This is a genomic window from Rhodococcus jostii NBRC 16295, assembly GCF_001894825.1.
GTDB lineage: Bacteria > Actinomycetota > Actinomycetes > Mycobacteriales > Mycobacteriaceae > Rhodococcus_F > Rhodococcus_F jostii.
In genome coordinates this window covers 54,468-70,437 of sequence record NZ_BCWY01000054.1, presented here as the reverse complement: position 1 = coordinate 70,437, position 15,970 = coordinate 54,468, and the positions used below count along the sequence as shown (strand labels likewise).

Here is a 15,970-nt window from a genome sequence, read left to right as displayed (position 1 = left end):
CTGCGCTGGGTGTCGCGGCGGACAGGGCGGTCCGGCCGCTCGGCCCGGCCGCGGCGCTCCCGCGTCATCGCGACGGGTGGTGGTGCGGAACCGCACGCAGAGCGTCGAGGATCTGGTTGCCGAGCATCGTCACGTCACCGGCACCCATGGTGATCACCACGTCCCCGGGGGACGCGAGTGCCGCGACCTGACGCGGCGCCTGCGACAGGTCCGGCTGGTAGTGCACCGGCTTCGACACCGACAGCGCGACCAGCGCGCCGCTGACACCCGGGAGCGGTTCTTCCCTCGCGCCGTACACGTCGAGCACCACCACCTCGTCGGCGAGGTCGAGTGCGTGACCGAACTCTTCCGCGAATGTAGCTGTGCGGGAATACAGATGAGGCTGGAACACGACGATGACCTTGCCGCTGCGCACCGAGTCCTCGGATTCGCGGCGGTCGGCCTCGTGCGGCTGGCGCACCAGATCGGCGGCGGCGCCGAGAACGGCCCGGACCTCCGTCGGGTGGTGCGCGTAGTCGTCGAACACACGCACGCCGTGCTCGCGGCCGGTGAACTGGAACCGGCGGTGCACTCCACCGAATCCGGCGATGCCTTCGAGGATCTCGTCGACGTCGGCGCCCGCCTCCCGGGCGGCGAGAAGCGCGGCCAGCGCGTTGAGCGCCATGTGCCGGCCGGGCACACCCATCCGGATGGTCCGCGGCGACTGTTCCCCCGCCAGCTGGAACTGCAGGACTCCGCCCACGTCCCGGGCCTCGAAGCTGAGCAGTCGCGCACCGACCTCGACGCCGTCGACCGCGTCGAAGGCCCCGTCGGCGTTCTCGGCACTGCCGTAGCCGACGACCCGCACCCCGGGCAATCCGCGCGCGGCCACCCGCTGCGCGAGCGCCGCGGAGCCGGGATCGTCCAGACAGGCGACGAGCAGGCCGCCGGGCGCGAGCCGAGCCGCGAAGTCGTCGAACACCTGGATGTACGCCTCGGTGCTACCGAAGTAGTCGAGGTGGTCGGCCTCGACGTTGGTGACGACGACGACGTTCGGGTCGTATTGGAGCAGCGAACCGTCGCTCTCGTCGGCCTCGGCCACGAACACGTCCCCGCTGCCGTGATGGGCGTTGGTCCCGGCCTCGTTGAGTTCGCCGCCGACCGCGAACGACGGATCGAAACCGCAGTGCTGCAGGGCCACCACCAGCATCGACGTCGTCGACGTCTTGCCGTGGGTGCCCGACACCAGCAGGGTGCGGTGCCCTTGCATCAGCGAGGCCAGGACCGCGGGACGCAGGATCACGGGAATGCCGCGACGGGCCGCCTCCACCAGTTCCGGGTTGTCCTTGGGGATGGCGGCGTGGGTGGTGACCACGACGGTCGGGCCGCCGGGCAGGAGATCGAGCGCGCCGGCGTCGTGGCCGATGCGGACCTGCGCGCCACGTGCACGCAGGGCGAGCACGCCGCGGCTCTCCTTGGCGTCCGATCCGGACACCTGGCCACCCCGGGCCAGCAGGATCCGCGCGATTCCGGACATCCCGGCGCCGCCGATCCCGACCATGTGGACACGTTCCAACTCCGCGGGCAGGTCGGTCATCGGGTTCCCCTCGTCAGCGCGGCCACGTCGAGCACGATCCGCGCAACCTCGGCGGCTGCGCTGCGGTGGCCTGCGCCGGCCGCGCGTCGGCCCATCTCCTCCAGCTGCGCTGGGTCGCGCAGCAGCGGGATCACGGTCTTCGCGACGAATCCGGCGGACAGGTCTCCGTCGGCCACAATCATTCCACCTCCGGCGGCGACCACCGGTCGCGCGTTCAGTTCCTGCTCGCCGTTGCCGTGCGGCAGCGGCACGTACACCGCGGGAAGGCCCACAGCCGACACCTCCGCCACGGTCATCGCACCCGACCGGCAGATCACGGCGTCCGCGGCCGAATAGGCGAGGTCCATCCGCGACAGGTAGGGAACTGCCACGTACGGGGGGCCGCCCGGCACCTCGGGAACGTCGAGGGTGTTCTTCGGTCCGTGCGCATGGAGAACGGCCACACCGGCCGCGGCGAGCGATTCGGCCGCGCCCGACACGGCCTCGTTGAGCGACCGGGCGCCCTGCGAACCGCCGAAGACGAGCAGAACCGGGCCGTCGGCGGGGAGACCGAAGTGTGCGCGTGCCTCCGCGCGCAGGGCTGCGCGGTCGAGGCCGGTGATGGACGCCCGGACCGGGATGCCGAGGATCTCGGCGTCCGAGCGGCCCCGGGCGGCGACGCCGGAACCGGCGACCGCGGCGAGAACCCGGGCGGCGCGGCGGGCACCGATCTTGTTCGCGATCCCCGCGCTGGCGTTGGCCTCGTGCACCACGATCGGGATGCGGCGACGGCGGCGGAGCAGTCCGGGGCCCGCGGCCAGGTACGCGGGCAGGGCGACGTACCCGCCGAACCCGACGATCACATCAGCGCCGGTGGCGTCGAGCACCTCGCGGGTCCGGCGCACCGACGCGCGCACGCGGCCGGGAAGCCGCAGCAGGTCCAGCGTCGGTTTGCGGGGCAACGGCACCGGTGGAATGAGCTCGAGCGGGTATCCGCGGTCGGGAACCAGGGTGGTTTCGAGGCCACGGGCCGTGCCCAGTGCGGTCACCACCGCGTTCTCGTCGATCGACTTGATCGCATCGGCCACGGCCAGAGCCGGTTCGATGTGCCCGGCGGTACCACCGCCGGCCACGATCACCGACAGGGTGGACTTGTCGCCGTTCACCTACGAAATCCTCGCTCTCCTGCTCGGCCACCCGAGCTTCGCTGTTGACGTGCGCCCCGTTCGGGGGTGCGGCCCTTGCCGCGTTCGGGGCGGCCCTTCTCGTATGTGATGCTGCGGGTCCGCGGAGCCATCTCGCGACCGGCCCTGCGGCGCGCCTCGGCCCGGCGCACCGCCTCGGCCCGCGCTGCATCGGCCCGCACCGGCGAATACGCTTCGGGCTTCCGCAGTCGCAGAAGACGACCGAACCGGCCGTCCTGCCCGGAGTGCAGCGCCGCGACCGCCTCCGGTTCGTGCCGGGCCGCGTTCGCGACGAGGCCGAACATGAACAGGGTGGTGGCCGTCGACGTTCCGCCCGCCGACACCAGCGGCAACTGCAGGCCGGTGACGGGCAGCAGCCCGATCACGTATCCCACGTTGATGAACGCCTGTCCGGTGATCCACACGGTGGCCGTTCCGGTGAGCAGTCGGAGGAAGGGGTCGGCGGATCGAGTGGCGATGCGCAGGCCCGTGTACACGAACAACCCGAACAGGCCCAGGACGGCCGCGCCGCCGAGATACCCGAGTTCCTCACCGATGATCGCGAAGATGAAGTCGTTGTGCGCGTTCGGCAGATAACTCCACTTCGCGCGGCTCTGGCCCAAGCCTCGTCCGAGGATTCCGCCGTCCGCGAGCGAGTACATCGCCTGCCGGGACTGGTAACCGATGCCCTGCGGGTCGGAACCGGGATTCAGGAACTCGCGGACGCGCGCGGAGCGGTAGCCGGCGGTGAGCGCGAGGATCACGATCCCGCCGACACCGGTGCCGACGACGGCGAGAAACAGCTTCAGCGGCAGACCCGCGAACCACAGCAGCGCCATCAGAATGATGGCCAGCGAGACCGTCGTTCCGAGGTCGGGCTGCAGGATGATGAGGACGAACGCGACGAGAGCGGCCGGAACGAGCGGAACCAGCATGTCCCGGATGCTGGAGATGTCGCTGCGCCGCGACGCCAGAATGTGCGCGCCCCAGGCGGCGAGTGCGATCTTGGTGAGCTCGGCGGGCTGCAACGAGAAACCCGCGATCACGAACCAACCCCGGGTGCCCTGGGACACGGTGCCGATGCCGGGTATGAGAACCAGGACGAGCAGGACGATCGTGAACGCGAACGCCGGGAACGACAGTGCACGCATCACCCGCACCGGGACCTGCAGCGCCGCGTAGAACAGGACGAGACCGAGAGCCGCGAACAGCGCCTGCCGGGTGAAGAGGGTGTACGCCGAACCGTCCGAGGCGTAGGCCTCGACGCTCGACGACGACAGCACCATCACCAGGCCGAGCACCGTCAGCAGGAACGCGATGGTGACGACGAGGTGAAAAGACGCCAGCGGCCGGGACAGCCAGGCCCCGATCCGGGTGCGCGGGCCGCGGGGAGGTGTCGTGCGGGTGCGGGGACTCGACGGTGCCCGTGTGGCCACCCCTGGCGCGGCGCTGCGGGCCGGGGACCGCTGTCCCTCGGCGACGCGGCGGGTCCGTGCTCCGGCCGAGGTCATCGCAGCGTCCTGGAGATGTCCGATTCGTCGAGGCTGCCGACGGCGTCCGCGAAGCTGCGCCCGCGATGGCCGTAGCTGTCGAACATGTCCAGTGAGGCGGCCGCGGGTGCCAGCACAACAGCGTCCCCCGCCGATGCCAGGGCCGCCGCCTCCCGCACGACGACACCCATCACGGCGTCGCTGTCGGTGTCCGCCGGCAACACCACCCGGTGCGTCGCGGACTGCGGGACTGCACTCACTCCTGCATCGTCTCCCGTTTCGACGATGACCACGGGAACCTCGGGGGCGTGTCGCGCAAGGGACTCTGCGATCTGCGCCGCATCGCGTCCCAGCAGGACGGCTCCGGCAAGGCGGCCGGCGACCTCCAGGACGAGGTCGTCGACCCGCGCGCCCTTCAGCAGACCGCCGGCGATCCACACCACCCGCTCGTGAGCGAGGATCGACGGTCGCGCGGCGTGCGGGTTGGTGGCCTTGGAGTCGTCGACGAACGTCACTCCCCCGACCTCGGCGACGTGCGCCGCCCGATGCGGGCCCACGACGTGGGCGGCCAGACCTGCGGCGACGGCGTCCGGCGTCACCCCGATCGCCCGGGCCAGAGCGGCCGCGGCCAGGGCGTCCATCAGACCTGCGGGTCCGGGCGGGGTGATCCCCTCGGCCGGGGCCAGCCGCTCGCCGTCCGCGAACGCGCGGTCGACGAGAAACCCGTTCTCGACACCCAGTTCGCCCGCCGCCGGCACACCCAGCCGGAAACCCAGGGTGCGCACTGCGAGAGAAGTAGAGAAGAGAGAGGACGCGACCTCGTCGTCGAGACCCAGCACCGCGACCTCACCCGTCAACGCGCGGGCCTTCGCGTCGATGTACGGCTGCATGCCGCCGTGCCAGTCCAGATGGTCCTCGGCGATGTTGAGGATCGCGCCGGCGGTGGGCCGCACGGACGGCGCCCAGTACAGCTGGAACGAAGACAGTTCGACCGCCAGAACCTCCGGCCGCGCCGTGGTCTGCCTCAGGGCGTCGAGCACCGGCAACCCGATGTTGCCGCAGGCGACGCTCGGCAGTTCGGCCGCGTCGAGGATGGACTGCAGCATCGACGTCGTCGTGGTCTTGCCGTTCGTGCCGGTGACCACCAGCCACCGTCGCGGCGGGCCGTACAGCCCGGCGCGGTCGACGTGCCAGGAGAACTCGATGTCACCCCAGATGGGCACGCCGTCGCCGGCGGCGACGGAGAGCAGCGGGGCGTCCGGGCGGAACCCCGGGCTCGTCACGACCAGCGCGAACTCGGCGACACGCTCGCGTGCGGCGAGCAGGTCGTCGATCGGGACGGTCGCGGCTCCGAGCCGCGCGCACTCGGCGAGCGCGTCGACGTTCGAGTCAGTGACGGTGACGAGGGCGCCGAGGTCACGAAGGGGTTCGATGGTGGCCCGGCCGGACACACCCGCGCCCGCGACGAGGACGCCGCGACCCCGCAACCAGTCGAGCCCGCCGTGTTCCTCAGTCACGCCGTCAGCCCCCGATCGCTGCCAGGTACTCGCTGTAGAACAGCGCGAGCCCGATCGCCGAGGCGATGGCGGCCAGCAACCAGAAACGGATGATCACCGTGGTTTCCGCCCACCCGGCGAGTTCGAAGTGGTGATGGAAGGGCGCCATCCGGAACACGCGTCTTCGGCTCGACCGGAAGACCGCGACCTGGATCACCACCGATGCCGCCTCCGCGACGAAGAGTGCGCCGATCACGACCATCAGCAGTTCGGTGCGCGTCGTGATGGACAGTCCGGCGAGCATGCCGCCGAGCGCCAGCGAACCGGTGTCTCCCATGAAGATCTTGGCGGGTGCCGCGTTCCACCACAGGAATCCGATGCACGCGCCCGCACCGGCCGCGCAGATCAGGGCGAGGTCGAGTGGATCGCGGACGTCGTAGCAGCCCTTGCCGGGGCTCGTCTCGCACGCGTTGCGGTACTGCCAGAACGTGATGATCACGTACGCGCCGAGCACCAGGCTCATCGAGCCGGCGGCGAGACCGTCGAGGCCGTCGGTGAGGTTGACGGCGTTCGACCAGGCGCTCACCAGCAGATAACAGAAGGCGACGAACACGACGGAACCCATCGTGACCGTGGCGATGTCCCGCACGTATGACAGATGCTCACTGCCGGGGGTCAGGTCGTTCGCGCCCCGGAACTGCAGCGCGAGGATGCCGAACGCCACCGCCGCGATCAGCTGTCCGACGAGCTTCGCCGTCTTGTTCAGCCCCAGATTGCGCTGCTTGCGGATCTTGATGAAGTCGTCGAGGAACCCGACCCCGCCGAGCGCCGTCGTGAGACCGAGAACCAGGAGTCCTGACGCCGACGGCCCGTCCGCGTTGTAGCCGATGCCGATCAGGTGCGAACCCCAGTAGCCGGCCCACAGTCCGGCGAGGATGGCGACGCCACCCATCGTCGGCGTGCCGCGCTTGGACTGGTGACTCGCCGGACCTTCGACACGGATCTCCTGGCCGAACCCCTGACGGGAGAAGGCCTTGATGAGAACGGGGGTCAGCAGAATCGAGACGGCGAGCGCGATGCCCGCCGCGAAGAGGATCTGTCTCACCGCGTAGCCTCCGAACCCTTCTGTCCCGTGCTTCCCGTCAACACCGTGTCCGCGACCTCCCACAATCCGATGGACTGCGACGCCTTGACCAGCACCAGATCGCCCGGCGCCAGTTCCGCTTCGAGTACTGCGATCGCACCGGCGATGTCGGGAACGAGGATCGACTCCTCACCCCACGAACCCTCCATGACCGCACCCTGGTGCATGGCCCGGGCGGGCCTGCCGGTTCCGACGACGATCAGTCTGCTCACGTCCAACCGGACCGCGAACCTGCCGATGGCGTCGTGCTCGACCACTGATTCTGGACCCAGCTCGGCCATTTCGCCGAGCACCGCCCAACTCCGGCGCGCCGCACCCCGGCCGGTCCGGGCCATCGACACCAGCGCCTTCAGGGCCGCGCGCATCGAGTCGGGGTTCGCGTTGTACGAATCGTTGACGACGGTCACACCGTCCGGCCGGTCGCGGACATCCATCCGTCGCGCCGACACCGCGGCGGCACCGGAGAGGGCCTGCGCGACCTGTTCGAGGTCCGCCCCGCATTCGAGTGCCACCGCCGCCGCGGCGAGCGCATTGCCGACCTGGTGTTCACCGTGCACGGCGAGTTCGACCGGGACGCTGCCCGACGGAGTCGTGAGAGTGAAACGTGCTCTTGCCTTCTCGTCGAGGACGATGTCGGTGGCACGCACGTCCGCGGACTCCGATCGGCCGACGAAGACCACCCGCGCGGACGTGCGCGGCGCCATCGCCGTCACCAGCGGATCGTCCGCGTTGAGGATCGCGACACCGCCCTCCGCCGCCGACGGCAGCGACTCCGCGAGTTCACCCTTGGCCGCGGCGATCGCGTCACGCGAACCGAATTCGCCGAGGTGCGCGGTTCCGACGTTGAGGATCACCCCGATCTTCGGGGGTGCGATCTCCGCGAGGGAGGCGATGTGACCGCGGTCGCGGGCCGACATCTCCAGGACCAGGAATCCGGTGTCGGCGTCCGCACGCAGCGCCGTCCACGGATGCCCGAGTTCGTTGTTGAACGATCCGGGCGGCGCGACGACCGGGCCCAGCGGGCGCAGTACGGCGGCGAGCAGATCCTTGGTCGACGTCTTTCCCGCCGATCCGGTGACACCGACGACGGTGAGCCCCTTCGCGGTGAGGTCGTCGACCGACGCCCGTGCCAGCGTCGCCAGGGCCGCGAGCACGGCGGCACCCGAACCGTCGGTGTCGTGCTCGAGCGCCATCGCCCTGCTCGGGACGTCGCTGGGCGTCGGGGACACGACGACGGCCGGCACACCGACCGGACGCGCGGCTAGGACCGCCACCGCACCGGCCGCGACCGCCGCGGCCGCGTGATCGTGACCGTCCACGCGGGCGCCGGGCAGCGCGAGGAACAGTCCCCCGGCGGTGATCTTGCGCGAGTCGAACTCGACCGTTCCCGTCACCTCCGCCGACGGGTCGGAGACGTCGTGCAGCTCGCCGCCCACGATCTCGGCGATGCGAGCGAGTGTCATCGGGATCATTGCGCTCCTCCGACCTTTCGCTCGATCGCGTCGCCCAGTACGTCGCGGTCGTCAAATGGGTACTTCACCCCGTGTATCTCCTGACCGATCTCGTGTCCCTTGCCTGCGACCAGAACCACGTCGCCTGCCTGCGCCCAGCCGACGGCGTCGGCAATCGCCTTCGCTCGGTCCGCTACTTCCCACACCTGTCCCCGCTCGGATTCGGGCACCGCGAGGGCGCCCTCACGGACCGCGGCCCTGATCGTCGCCGGATCCTCGGTGCGCGGGTTGTCGTCCGTGATGATCAGGAGGTCCGCACCGCGCGCCGCCGCGGCACCCATGAGCGGCCGCTTGCCTGCGTCTCGGTCACCGCCGGCGCCGACGACGACGGCGACGCGTCCCCGGACCTGTTCACGCAAGGTCGCGATCACGGCCTCCACGGCCGCGGGCTTGTGCGCGTAGTCGACGACAGCGAGGAAGTCCTGCCCCCGGTCGATCCGCTGCACCCGGCCCGGTACGTCGACCCCGGCGATGCCCTCGACGGCGTCGCGTGGGTCGACTCCCAGCGCCGCGCACAACGCGACGGCGAGCGAAGCATTCGCGACGTTGTACTGTCCCGGAAGGCGGAGTTCCACGTCGAGTGTCGTGCCTTCCGCGGTGGTGAGCGGGAACGTCTGCGAGCCCGAGGGTGACACCGTCGCCGGGCCTGCCGTCCACACCGCGTCCACTCCGGGTGTGGTGGCGACCGTCGTCACGACCGCGTGCGCGCCGCGTGCGACCTCGGCCATCCGCTGCCCCCACACGTCGTCGACACAAATGACGGCGTGCTGGGCGTGCACGGACGAGTCGGCCGCGAAGAGCCGCGCCTTGGCGGCGAAATAGTCCTCGAAGTCGCGATGGAAGTCCAGGTGGTCCTGGGAGAGGTTCGTGAAGGCGCCCACGTCGAACCGGATTCCGTCCACCCGGCCGAGGGACAGTGCGTGACTGGACACCTCCATGACCACGGTGTCGATTCCCTGCTCGAGCATCACGGCGAACAGCGCGTGGAGCTGCGGGGCCTCGGGGGTCGTGAGCGCGCTCGGTACTCGGCGGCCACTCATCCGGGTCTCGATGGTGCCCACCAGACCCGTCGTCCGGCCCGCGGCGGTGAGCGCAGCCTCGACGAGATACGACGTCGTGGTCTTACCCGACGTGCCGGTGATGCCGATGACCTGCATCTTCTCGGACGGCCGACCGTAGATGGTGGCCGACAGCTCACCGAGCACACCGCGTGGGTCTTCGTGAACGAGCACCGGCATGTCGGAGCCCAGTGCGGACACCAGCGCGAACCCGGCGTCGTCGGTGAGGATCGCAGTCGCGCCGCGTGCGAGAGCGTCGGCGGCGAACTCCGCGCCGTGCGCGCGGGCCCCGGGAAGGGCCGCGAACAGATCGCCCTCGATGATCCCCTGGGCGCGGAGATCCACACCGGTGACGATCACGTGCTCAGCGGTTCCGGTGGGTGCCTCGACCCTCGCTCCGGCGAGCGCTGCCAGAGCGCTCACCGTGGTACGGACCGGCTCGGCGGGGCGAAGACCGTCTGAGACCTTCACCTCCGCTGATACCGACTGCGGGCGGGACGGAACAGGCACCGGGCTCCTCTCGGATGTCGACTTCTCACTGACAACGGCGTAGTGCACGGATCGATACAGCGTGCTACCTCGGCAGTTCGGTGTGTCCACGGGAAAAGTCCGTGTCCACTGAACGGCCGACGTGTCAGATTACCGCGAGCGCTCCCGGAACCCGATTCGGCCGACCTTCGCTCAATCGGCCTGCAGCACCAGCCTGCGTCCGGGGTCCGGAGACATCGGCACGCTGTCGCGCTGCAACATCCAGGACGCGATGTTGTGGAACAGCGGGGCGGCGGACTGACCGCCGGAGCCGTCGGCGCTGCGTGTCGGTGCGTTGAGCATGATTCCGACGACGTACCGCGGGTTGTCGGCCGGGGCGATCCCGGCGAACGTGATCCAGTAGTTCGAGTTCGAGTAGCACTTGCAGGCGGGGTCGACCTGCTGGGCGGTGCCCGTCTTGCCGCTGATCTGGTACCCGTCGACGGCCGCCTGCACCCCGGTGCCCCGCTGGTTGCCGGTGTCGTTCTGGGTGACGGACCGGAACATGTCCCGAACGGTGGACGCGGTCTGCGGGCTGACGACGGTCACCTCCTCGGGCTCCTCGGTCTCCGTCCGGTTCCCCGACGCGTCGACGGTCGCCTTGACGATGCGCGGCGGGATGCGGACACCGTCGTTGGCGATGGCCTGGTACATGCCGGTCATCTGCAGCAACGTCATCGACAGGCCCTGGCCGATCGGCAGGTTCGCGAACGTGCCTCCCGACCACTGGTCGCGGCTCGGGACGCTGCCCGCGCTCTCACCGGGCAGCCCCACGTCGGTGCGCTGGCCCAGGCCGAATCGGGACAGCATGTCCGCGTAGCGGTCCTCACCCACCCGCTGGGCGAGCATCAGGGTGCCCACGTTCGAGGATTTACCGAACACGCCGGTGGCGGTATACGGGGCGACCCCGTGGTCCCAGGCGTCCTTCACCGACACACCCGACATCTGGATGTTGCCGGGGACCTCGAGCACTTCGTCGGGTGTGGTCAGCCCGTATTCGATCGCGGCCGCCGCGGTGACGATCTTGTTGACCGAGCCCGGTTCGAACGGCGTGCTGACCGACAGGTTGCCCATCTCCACCGACCGGGGATTGTTGCCCACCCCGATCGCCGGATTGAACGTGCTGTCGTTCGACATCGCGAGTACCTCACCGGTCCGCGAGTCGAGCACGACCGCCGAGGCGTCCTTCGCGCCGGACTTGTCCTTGGCCATCTGCACCTGCTGCTGGACGTAGTACTGCAGGTCGGAATCGATGGTGAGCTCGACGCTCGCCCCGTCCACCGCCGGCTGCTTGTCGCGCCAGCTGCCCGGGATCACCGCCCCGTCGGACCCCCGGTCGTAGGTCTGGGAACCGTCGGTGCCGGCGAGGGTGGAGTCGAGCGAGTCCTCGAGGCCGAGCAGTCCGTGCCCGTCCCACCCGGTGGCACCGACGAGGTTCGCGGCCAGCGAGCCGCCCGGGTACTCGCGGATGTCCTGCCGCTCGAGGCCGACCTCCGGAAACTTGTCGCTGATCTGCGCCGCGACCGCGGGGTCGACGCTGCGGGCGAGATAGACGAAGGTGTCGTCGCCGTGCAGTTTCGCCTTCAGATCCTTCTCGGGCGCGGCGTCACCGAGCCGGTCGTGGATCTCCTTCGCGATCGCGTCCAGGCGGGAGTCGACGTCGGGGGCGGTGTCGCTCTTCGCCTTCGCCTCCTCGAGTTCCTTCCGCACCCGCGCAGGCTGGAAGGTCAGCGCCTTCGCTTCCATCGTGAAGGCGATGGGATTGGCGTTGCGGTCGGTGATCGACCCGCGCAGCGCCGGATCCACCTCGGTGGTCGTGCGCTGATTCGCCGCCTCCGCCGACAGTTGCGGGGCGTCGATGACCTGAATCCACAAGAGTTGCAGCGCGGCGAGGCCGAGCGCCAAGAACATCAGTCCGCGTCCCCACCGTTGCCTGAACGGAAAGGACGCGGTACCGGCGCCCGTGGGGCGCCGGGGACGACTTCTCGGTGCGTTTCGGCTCACCGGCGACCGCCGGACGGTGGAGCAGTCGTCGGTGCGGTGGTCGAGGGGATCACGGGAACCAATTGTTCACCTTGCGCCTGGATCTCCGTACCATTGCCGGGCTGCGGCGTGGCGCGCGGCGACTGCGTGGTGGTCCCCCGGTTCGGGGCGGTCGCGACGGAATTTCCGCCTCGGGCGGACGGCGCGGCGACGTCCAGCGGCGGCACGGGCGCACCCGATGCAGGCGCGGGCTTTCCGACGACCTCGACGCTGCCGTCGGCGTGGACGACGAGCCGAGCGGGATCGTTGGCGGGCACCATGCCGAGCTTGGCCGCCTCCTCCGCCAGCTTCGGGGCGGAGTTGGCGGTCTCGACGTCACGCTGGAGCGCTGCCTTCTCCTCCGCGAGCGACTGGTTGTGGGCGCGCGCGGCGCTCAGCTGGTACGAGTCCTCGGCGGAACGCGTCGTCAGGAGCAGGGTGACGGCCAGGCCCATCGCGAGCAGAACCAGGATCGTCGCCACGAACGGGATGCGGGCGGTGAGCGTGCCGGTGCGATTCCGACCGGAGACGGCGACCGCGGAGCCGCTGTGCACGGCCGCGCGCTGGGTGCGCTTCTTGTACGCACGCTCAGCCGCGCCCGACCGGTTGTCCGCCCGCGCGGGCCGCATCTCGGTGGAACTCACCTGAACCGTCATGCCGCCGACCTCCTGGCAATTCTTTCTGCAGCGCGCAAACGCACCGGGGCTGATCGTGGGTTCTCTTCGACTTCCTGTTCGGACGCGCGCTCCGCCCCTCGTGTGAGGATCCGGAACTCCGGTCCCATCCCGGGTAGTTCGACGGGAAGCCCCTCGGGGCTCTTCGACTTGGACCTGGGGGTGATTTCCTGCTTGACGACCCGGTCTTCCAGGGATTGGTACGACATGAACACGACGCGTCCCCCGACGGTCAACGCGTCGAGTGCAGCCGGTACCGCGGCGCGCAGTGAATCGAGCTCGCCGTTGACCTCCACTCGAAGGGCTTGGAACGTCCGCTTCGCGGGATGTCCCCCGGTGCGGCGGGTCGCCGCAGGAATGGTGCGGTACAGCAGTTCGACCAGCGCAGCGCTGGTGGTGAACGGCTCCTTCGCGCGCTGCCGGACGATCTCCGACGCGATCTTGCCTGCGAAACGCTCCTCGCCGTAGGTGCTGAGGATCCGGGCGAGATCTCCGTGACCGTAGGTGTTGAGCACCTCCGCCGCGGTGATGCCGGTGGTCGGGTCCATCCGCATGTCGAGGGGCGCGTCGATCGAGTACGCGAATCCGCGATCCGATTCGTCCAGTTGCATCGAGGAGACGCCGAGGTCGAAGAGGATTCCGTGCACCGATTCCTCGGCGGGGAGCCCCGTCTGGGTGAGCGCATCCTCGATGCCGTCGTACCGGGTGTGCACGAAGGTGACGCGGTCGGCGAACGGGGCCAGCCGGCCACCGGCGATCTCGAGTGCGTGCGGATCACGGTCGAGCGCGATGAGCCTCAGCTGGGGGTAGGTCCGCAGGAAGTGCTCGGAGTGCCCGCCGAGGCCGAGGGTCGCGTCGATCATGACGGCGCCCCCGCCCTGCGGGTCGTTCACGGTGAGGGCAGGACCCAGGAGTTCGTCTGCGCGGTGAAGCAGTACCGGGATGTGACCGAAACCATCGGCGGGCGAGGAATCTTCCCCCTCGTGATCCACCATGATCCCTCCGGCTCCTGCTCTGCGGTGCGGGTGGACGCACCCGAATCCGGGGGTCCACTTCTGGAACTTCTCGTGTCGGCACGCTGCCGTGACGAATGCTTCGAGGTCCCTGCCCGAAATGGAAACCTGGCGCTGGGGAAGTGCGTCAGGGTTCCGTCGGACAGAGGCCTCGCGGCATTCGCCGGGGGCACGGTCGCGCTCAGACGATCTCGCCGAGCGCGACTCCTGTTGCCTGCGAGTAGTTCTCCTCGTTCGCCTCGACGTAGGTCTGCCATGCTTGCGCATCCCAGATTTCGAGGAAATCGACCGAACCGATCACTACGCAGTCCTTGGAGAGACCCGCGTAACGACGGTGATCTGCCGAGAGGGTGATGCGCCCCTGGGCATCTGCGTGCTGCTCGTCGGTACCCGCCGCCAGCCCACGAACGAAGGCTCGCGCCTCCGGATCGCTTCTCGACGCGGCCGCGGCCTTGCGTGCAAGAGCTGTGAACTCTTCTCGGGGATACACCGCGAGGCTGTGATCCTGACCCTTGGTGACCATCAACCCTCCCGCCAGCGCATCCCGGAACTTTGCGGGCAACGTGAGCCGCCCCTTGTCGTCGAGCTTCGGCGTGTAGGTACCGAGAAACACTCGACACCTCCCACCGCGTTCATATCGAACGCCGTATGCCCGGGCGGTTCACCTTCGCTCCCCGCTGCGCACCACAGTACCCCACTTTCCCCCACCCACAAGGTGGATAACGGCGTGTTGTCACCCAATTTGCCCAATACTTGCTGGTCAACGCAGATTGAGGAAGGTGGGGGAAAATTCCCGACGTGATCACCGACACGCGCGGGGTCAATCCGATTTCACCCCACAACGGAGTCGAACACGGCAAAAGCCCAGGTGAGGGCGCGAAGGGGGGCTACGACGCCCCGGCGCTACGGCCCGTGGCGGAGCCGATGGGGGAAAGTGGGGAAACGAGGTGGGTGGCGGTGGGGATTCGTGGCCGGGAGCGTTCACTGGCCCCACCGAATAACTTCCGGCGATGGCCCCGCGAGCATTCGGGCCAGGCGCTCTCCAAGAATGGCTTCGGCGGCGTGGCATTTACATGCCACGCCGCCGAAGTGCCGAGCGGGTTATTACTACTCCTGCTCGAATCTCTTCTTGAAGCGGTCTTCCATTCGCGACGAGAATCCGCCACTCTTGCGCCCGCTTCGGGGCTTACCGCGATCGGCACGACCGGTCTCGCCTTGCGCGGTCGAGCCACCACGCGAGGACTGTCCGGACTTGCTCTTTCCCCCACCCCACAGGAGGAGGACTCCGGCACCGAACATGACGATGAAGCCGATCAGGCTGATGACGGGAAACCCGCCCGGCTTGATCGGAAGGGCGACGCCGGCGATGAGCAGAACCAGCCCCAGAACGAACAGGGCCACCGCCTGCAATCGACGACGACTCGATGCCGCACGCATGCGACCGCCTCGCACAGTGGAGGCGAATTTGGGATCCTCGGCGTAGAGAGCGCTCTCGATCTGATCGAGCATGCGCTGCTCGTGCTCGGAGAGTGGCACGGTACCTCCCCCGGCACTGGAGTGTTGGCCACCGCCTCGCGGTGCGAGACGGTGGGTAACCGACTTTGGCGGCTACCTAGATTTAATAATACGAGCAGTTCGACCCCCGTACCACCTACTCCGCGTACGAGTTCGCCACCAACCTTACGGACTCGCGCACCGAACCCCGTTCGGGGCACCGCAATGTCGTGCACGCCTCACCGTTTTCCGGCCGATTCCGGTCGCCGACCCGGCTACGACGCCCGCAGATCGAGACCTGCGCCACGTCCGATGTGATCTTCGACTGCCTGCAGAAAACGTCCGACCTCGACGAAGAACTCGTCGGCCTCGAGATCGGTGAGGGTTCGCGACATACCCGCCTCGATCGCGGCCCGGGTGGCCGAATGACCCGCGAAGTAGTCGGCCCAGTTCACGAACTCCGGCGCTGCGTCGGCCATGAGAACCCAGGCGTTACGCGTTCGTGTCCTCCTGCCGCCCGCCGACGGGCCCTCCGCGGCGGCCAGCACTGCGCCCGCACCCCGGAGCGCGGCCAGATACGCACTGTGGAATCGGTCCGCCGCCGCGCCGGCTCCCACCGACTGCGCCAGGAGGGCGTCGGCGCGATCGAGCAGCACCGAACCGCGCCTGGAGGCCGGGTGGCGCACATCGCCCGGCCTGCGCGAGTTCCCAGAGGTCGGTCCCGTGACCGGGTTCGTCATCACTTCGAACACCTCCAAAACCCCGGTGCAACCACCCCGCCGGGCGTAGTCAGGTCGTGAG

Annotated in this window: 13 protein-coding genes; all 13 read right to left on the bottom strand. The window is 69.3% G+C overall.

Going from position 1 to position 15,970, the window contains the following annotated elements; genetic code table 11:
* Positions 1-64: 64 nt before the first annotated feature.
* The 13 genes from murC to RJ1_RS28720 all read right to left on the bottom strand — a co-directional run bounded on the left by murC (position 65) and on the right by RJ1_RS28720 (position 15,909).
* Positions 65-1,576, bottom strand: a complete 1,512-nt coding sequence (gene murC / locus RJ1_RS28780; RefSeq protein ID WP_073365922.1) for a UDP-N-acetylmuramate--L-alanine ligase — start codon at positions 1,574-1,576, stop codon at positions 65-67.
* Entirely contained in the window at positions 1,573-2,721 is a 1,149-nt protein-coding gene (gene murG / locus RJ1_RS28775; RefSeq protein ID WP_073365921.1) for an undecaprenyldiphospho-muramoylpentapeptide beta-N-acetylglucosaminyltransferase, read from the bottom strand. Before murG ends, murC begins: the two co-directional genes overlap by 4 nt.
* Entirely contained in the window at positions 2,718-4,250 is a 1,533-nt protein-coding gene (gene ftsW, locus RJ1_RS28770; protein ID WP_073365920.1) for a putative lipid II flippase FtsW, read from the bottom strand. Before ftsW ends, murG begins: the two co-directional genes overlap by 4 nt.
* The gene (murD, locus tag RJ1_RS28765) at positions 4,247-5,746 is read right to left on the bottom strand and encodes a UDP-N-acetylmuramoyl-L-alanine--D-glutamate ligase (RefSeq protein ID WP_073365919.1); all 1,500 of its coding nucleotides are present in this window, start codon (positions 5,744-5,746) and stop codon (positions 4,247-4,249) included. The genes ftsW and murD overlap by 4 nt, the downstream gene beginning before the upstream one ends.
* Positions 5,747-5,750: 4 nt before the next feature.
* Positions 5,751-6,830, bottom strand: coding sequence for a phospho-N-acetylmuramoyl-pentapeptide-transferase (mraY, locus tag RJ1_RS28760; protein WP_005247625.1), 1,080 nt, complete (start codon positions 6,828-6,830; stop codon positions 5,751-5,753).
* The gene (locus RJ1_RS28755; protein ID WP_073365918.1) at positions 6,827-8,341 is read right to left on the bottom strand and encodes a UDP-N-acetylmuramoyl-tripeptide--D-alanyl-D-alanine ligase; all 1,515 of its coding nucleotides are present in this window, start codon (positions 8,339-8,341) and stop codon (positions 6,827-6,829) included. Before RJ1_RS28755 ends, mraY begins: the two co-directional genes overlap by 4 nt.
* Complete coding sequence (locus tag RJ1_RS28750; RefSeq protein WP_073365931.1) at positions 8,338-9,948, bottom strand: UDP-N-acetylmuramoyl-L-alanyl-D-glutamate--2,6-diaminopimelate ligase; 1,611 nt, start codon at positions 9,946-9,948, stop codon at positions 8,338-8,340. Before RJ1_RS28750 ends, RJ1_RS28755 begins: the two co-directional genes overlap by 4 nt.
* Before the next feature lie 171 nt (positions 9,949-10,119).
* A complete protein-coding gene (locus RJ1_RS28745) occupies positions 10,120-11,970 on the bottom strand; it encodes a peptidoglycan D,D-transpeptidase FtsI family protein (protein WP_073365917.1) in 1,851 nt (616 codons plus the stop codon).
* Positions 11,967-12,644, bottom strand: coding sequence for a cell division protein FtsL (gene ftsL / locus RJ1_RS28740; protein WP_073365916.1), 678 nt, complete (start codon positions 12,642-12,644; stop codon positions 11,967-11,969). Before ftsL ends, RJ1_RS28745 begins: the two co-directional genes overlap by 4 nt.
* Positions 12,641-13,657, bottom strand: coding sequence for a 16S rRNA (cytosine(1402)-N(4))-methyltransferase RsmH (gene rsmH / locus RJ1_RS28735; RefSeq protein WP_073365915.1), 1,017 nt, complete (start codon positions 13,655-13,657; stop codon positions 12,641-12,643). The genes ftsL and rsmH overlap by 4 nt, the downstream gene beginning before the upstream one ends.
* Positions 13,658-13,856: 199 nt before the next feature.
* Positions 13,857-14,288 carry a division/cell wall cluster transcriptional repressor MraZ gene (gene mraZ / locus RJ1_RS28730; RefSeq protein ID WP_005247637.1) on the bottom strand — a complete coding sequence of 144 codons (432 nt, stop codon included), beginning with the start codon at positions 14,286-14,288 and terminating at the stop codon, positions 13,857-13,859.
* A gap of 494 nt (positions 14,289-14,782) precedes the next feature.
* Entirely contained in the window at positions 14,783-15,211 is a 429-nt protein-coding gene (locus tag RJ1_RS28725) for an SCO2097 family morphological protein (protein ID WP_073365914.1), read from the bottom strand.
* Positions 15,212-15,444: 233 nt separating this feature from the next.
* Positions 15,445-15,909: an SAV_6107 family HEPN domain-containing protein gene (locus tag RJ1_RS28720; RefSeq protein ID WP_240319732.1), complete on the bottom strand. Its 465-nt coding sequence runs from the start codon at positions 15,907-15,909 to the stop codon at positions 15,445-15,447.
* Positions 15,910-15,970 lie beyond the last annotated feature (61 nt).

Coding starts and splice junctions, on each gene's coding strand:
- rsmH (WP_073365915.1), bottom strand. CDS start 13,657: ATGGTGGATCACGAGGGGGAAGATTCCTCGCCCGCCGATGGTTTCGGT.
- RJ1_RS28755 (WP_073365918.1), bottom strand. CDS start 8,341: ATGATCCCGATGACACTCGCTCGCATCGCCGAGATCGTGGGCGGCGAG.
- ftsW (WP_073365920.1), bottom strand. CDS start 4,250: ATGACCTCGGCCGGAGCACGGACCCGCCGCGTCGCCGAGGGACAGCGG.
- RJ1_RS28720 (WP_240319732.1), bottom strand. CDS start 15,909: ATGACGAACCCGGTCACGGGACCGACCTCTGGGAACTCGCGCAGGCCG.
- ftsL (WP_073365916.1), bottom strand. CDS start 12,644: ATGACGGTTCAGGTGAGTTCCACCGAGATGCGGCCCGCGCGGGCGGAC.
- murC (WP_073365922.1), bottom strand. CDS start 1,576: ATGACCGACCTGCCCGCGGAGTTGGAACGTGTCCACATGGTCGGGATC.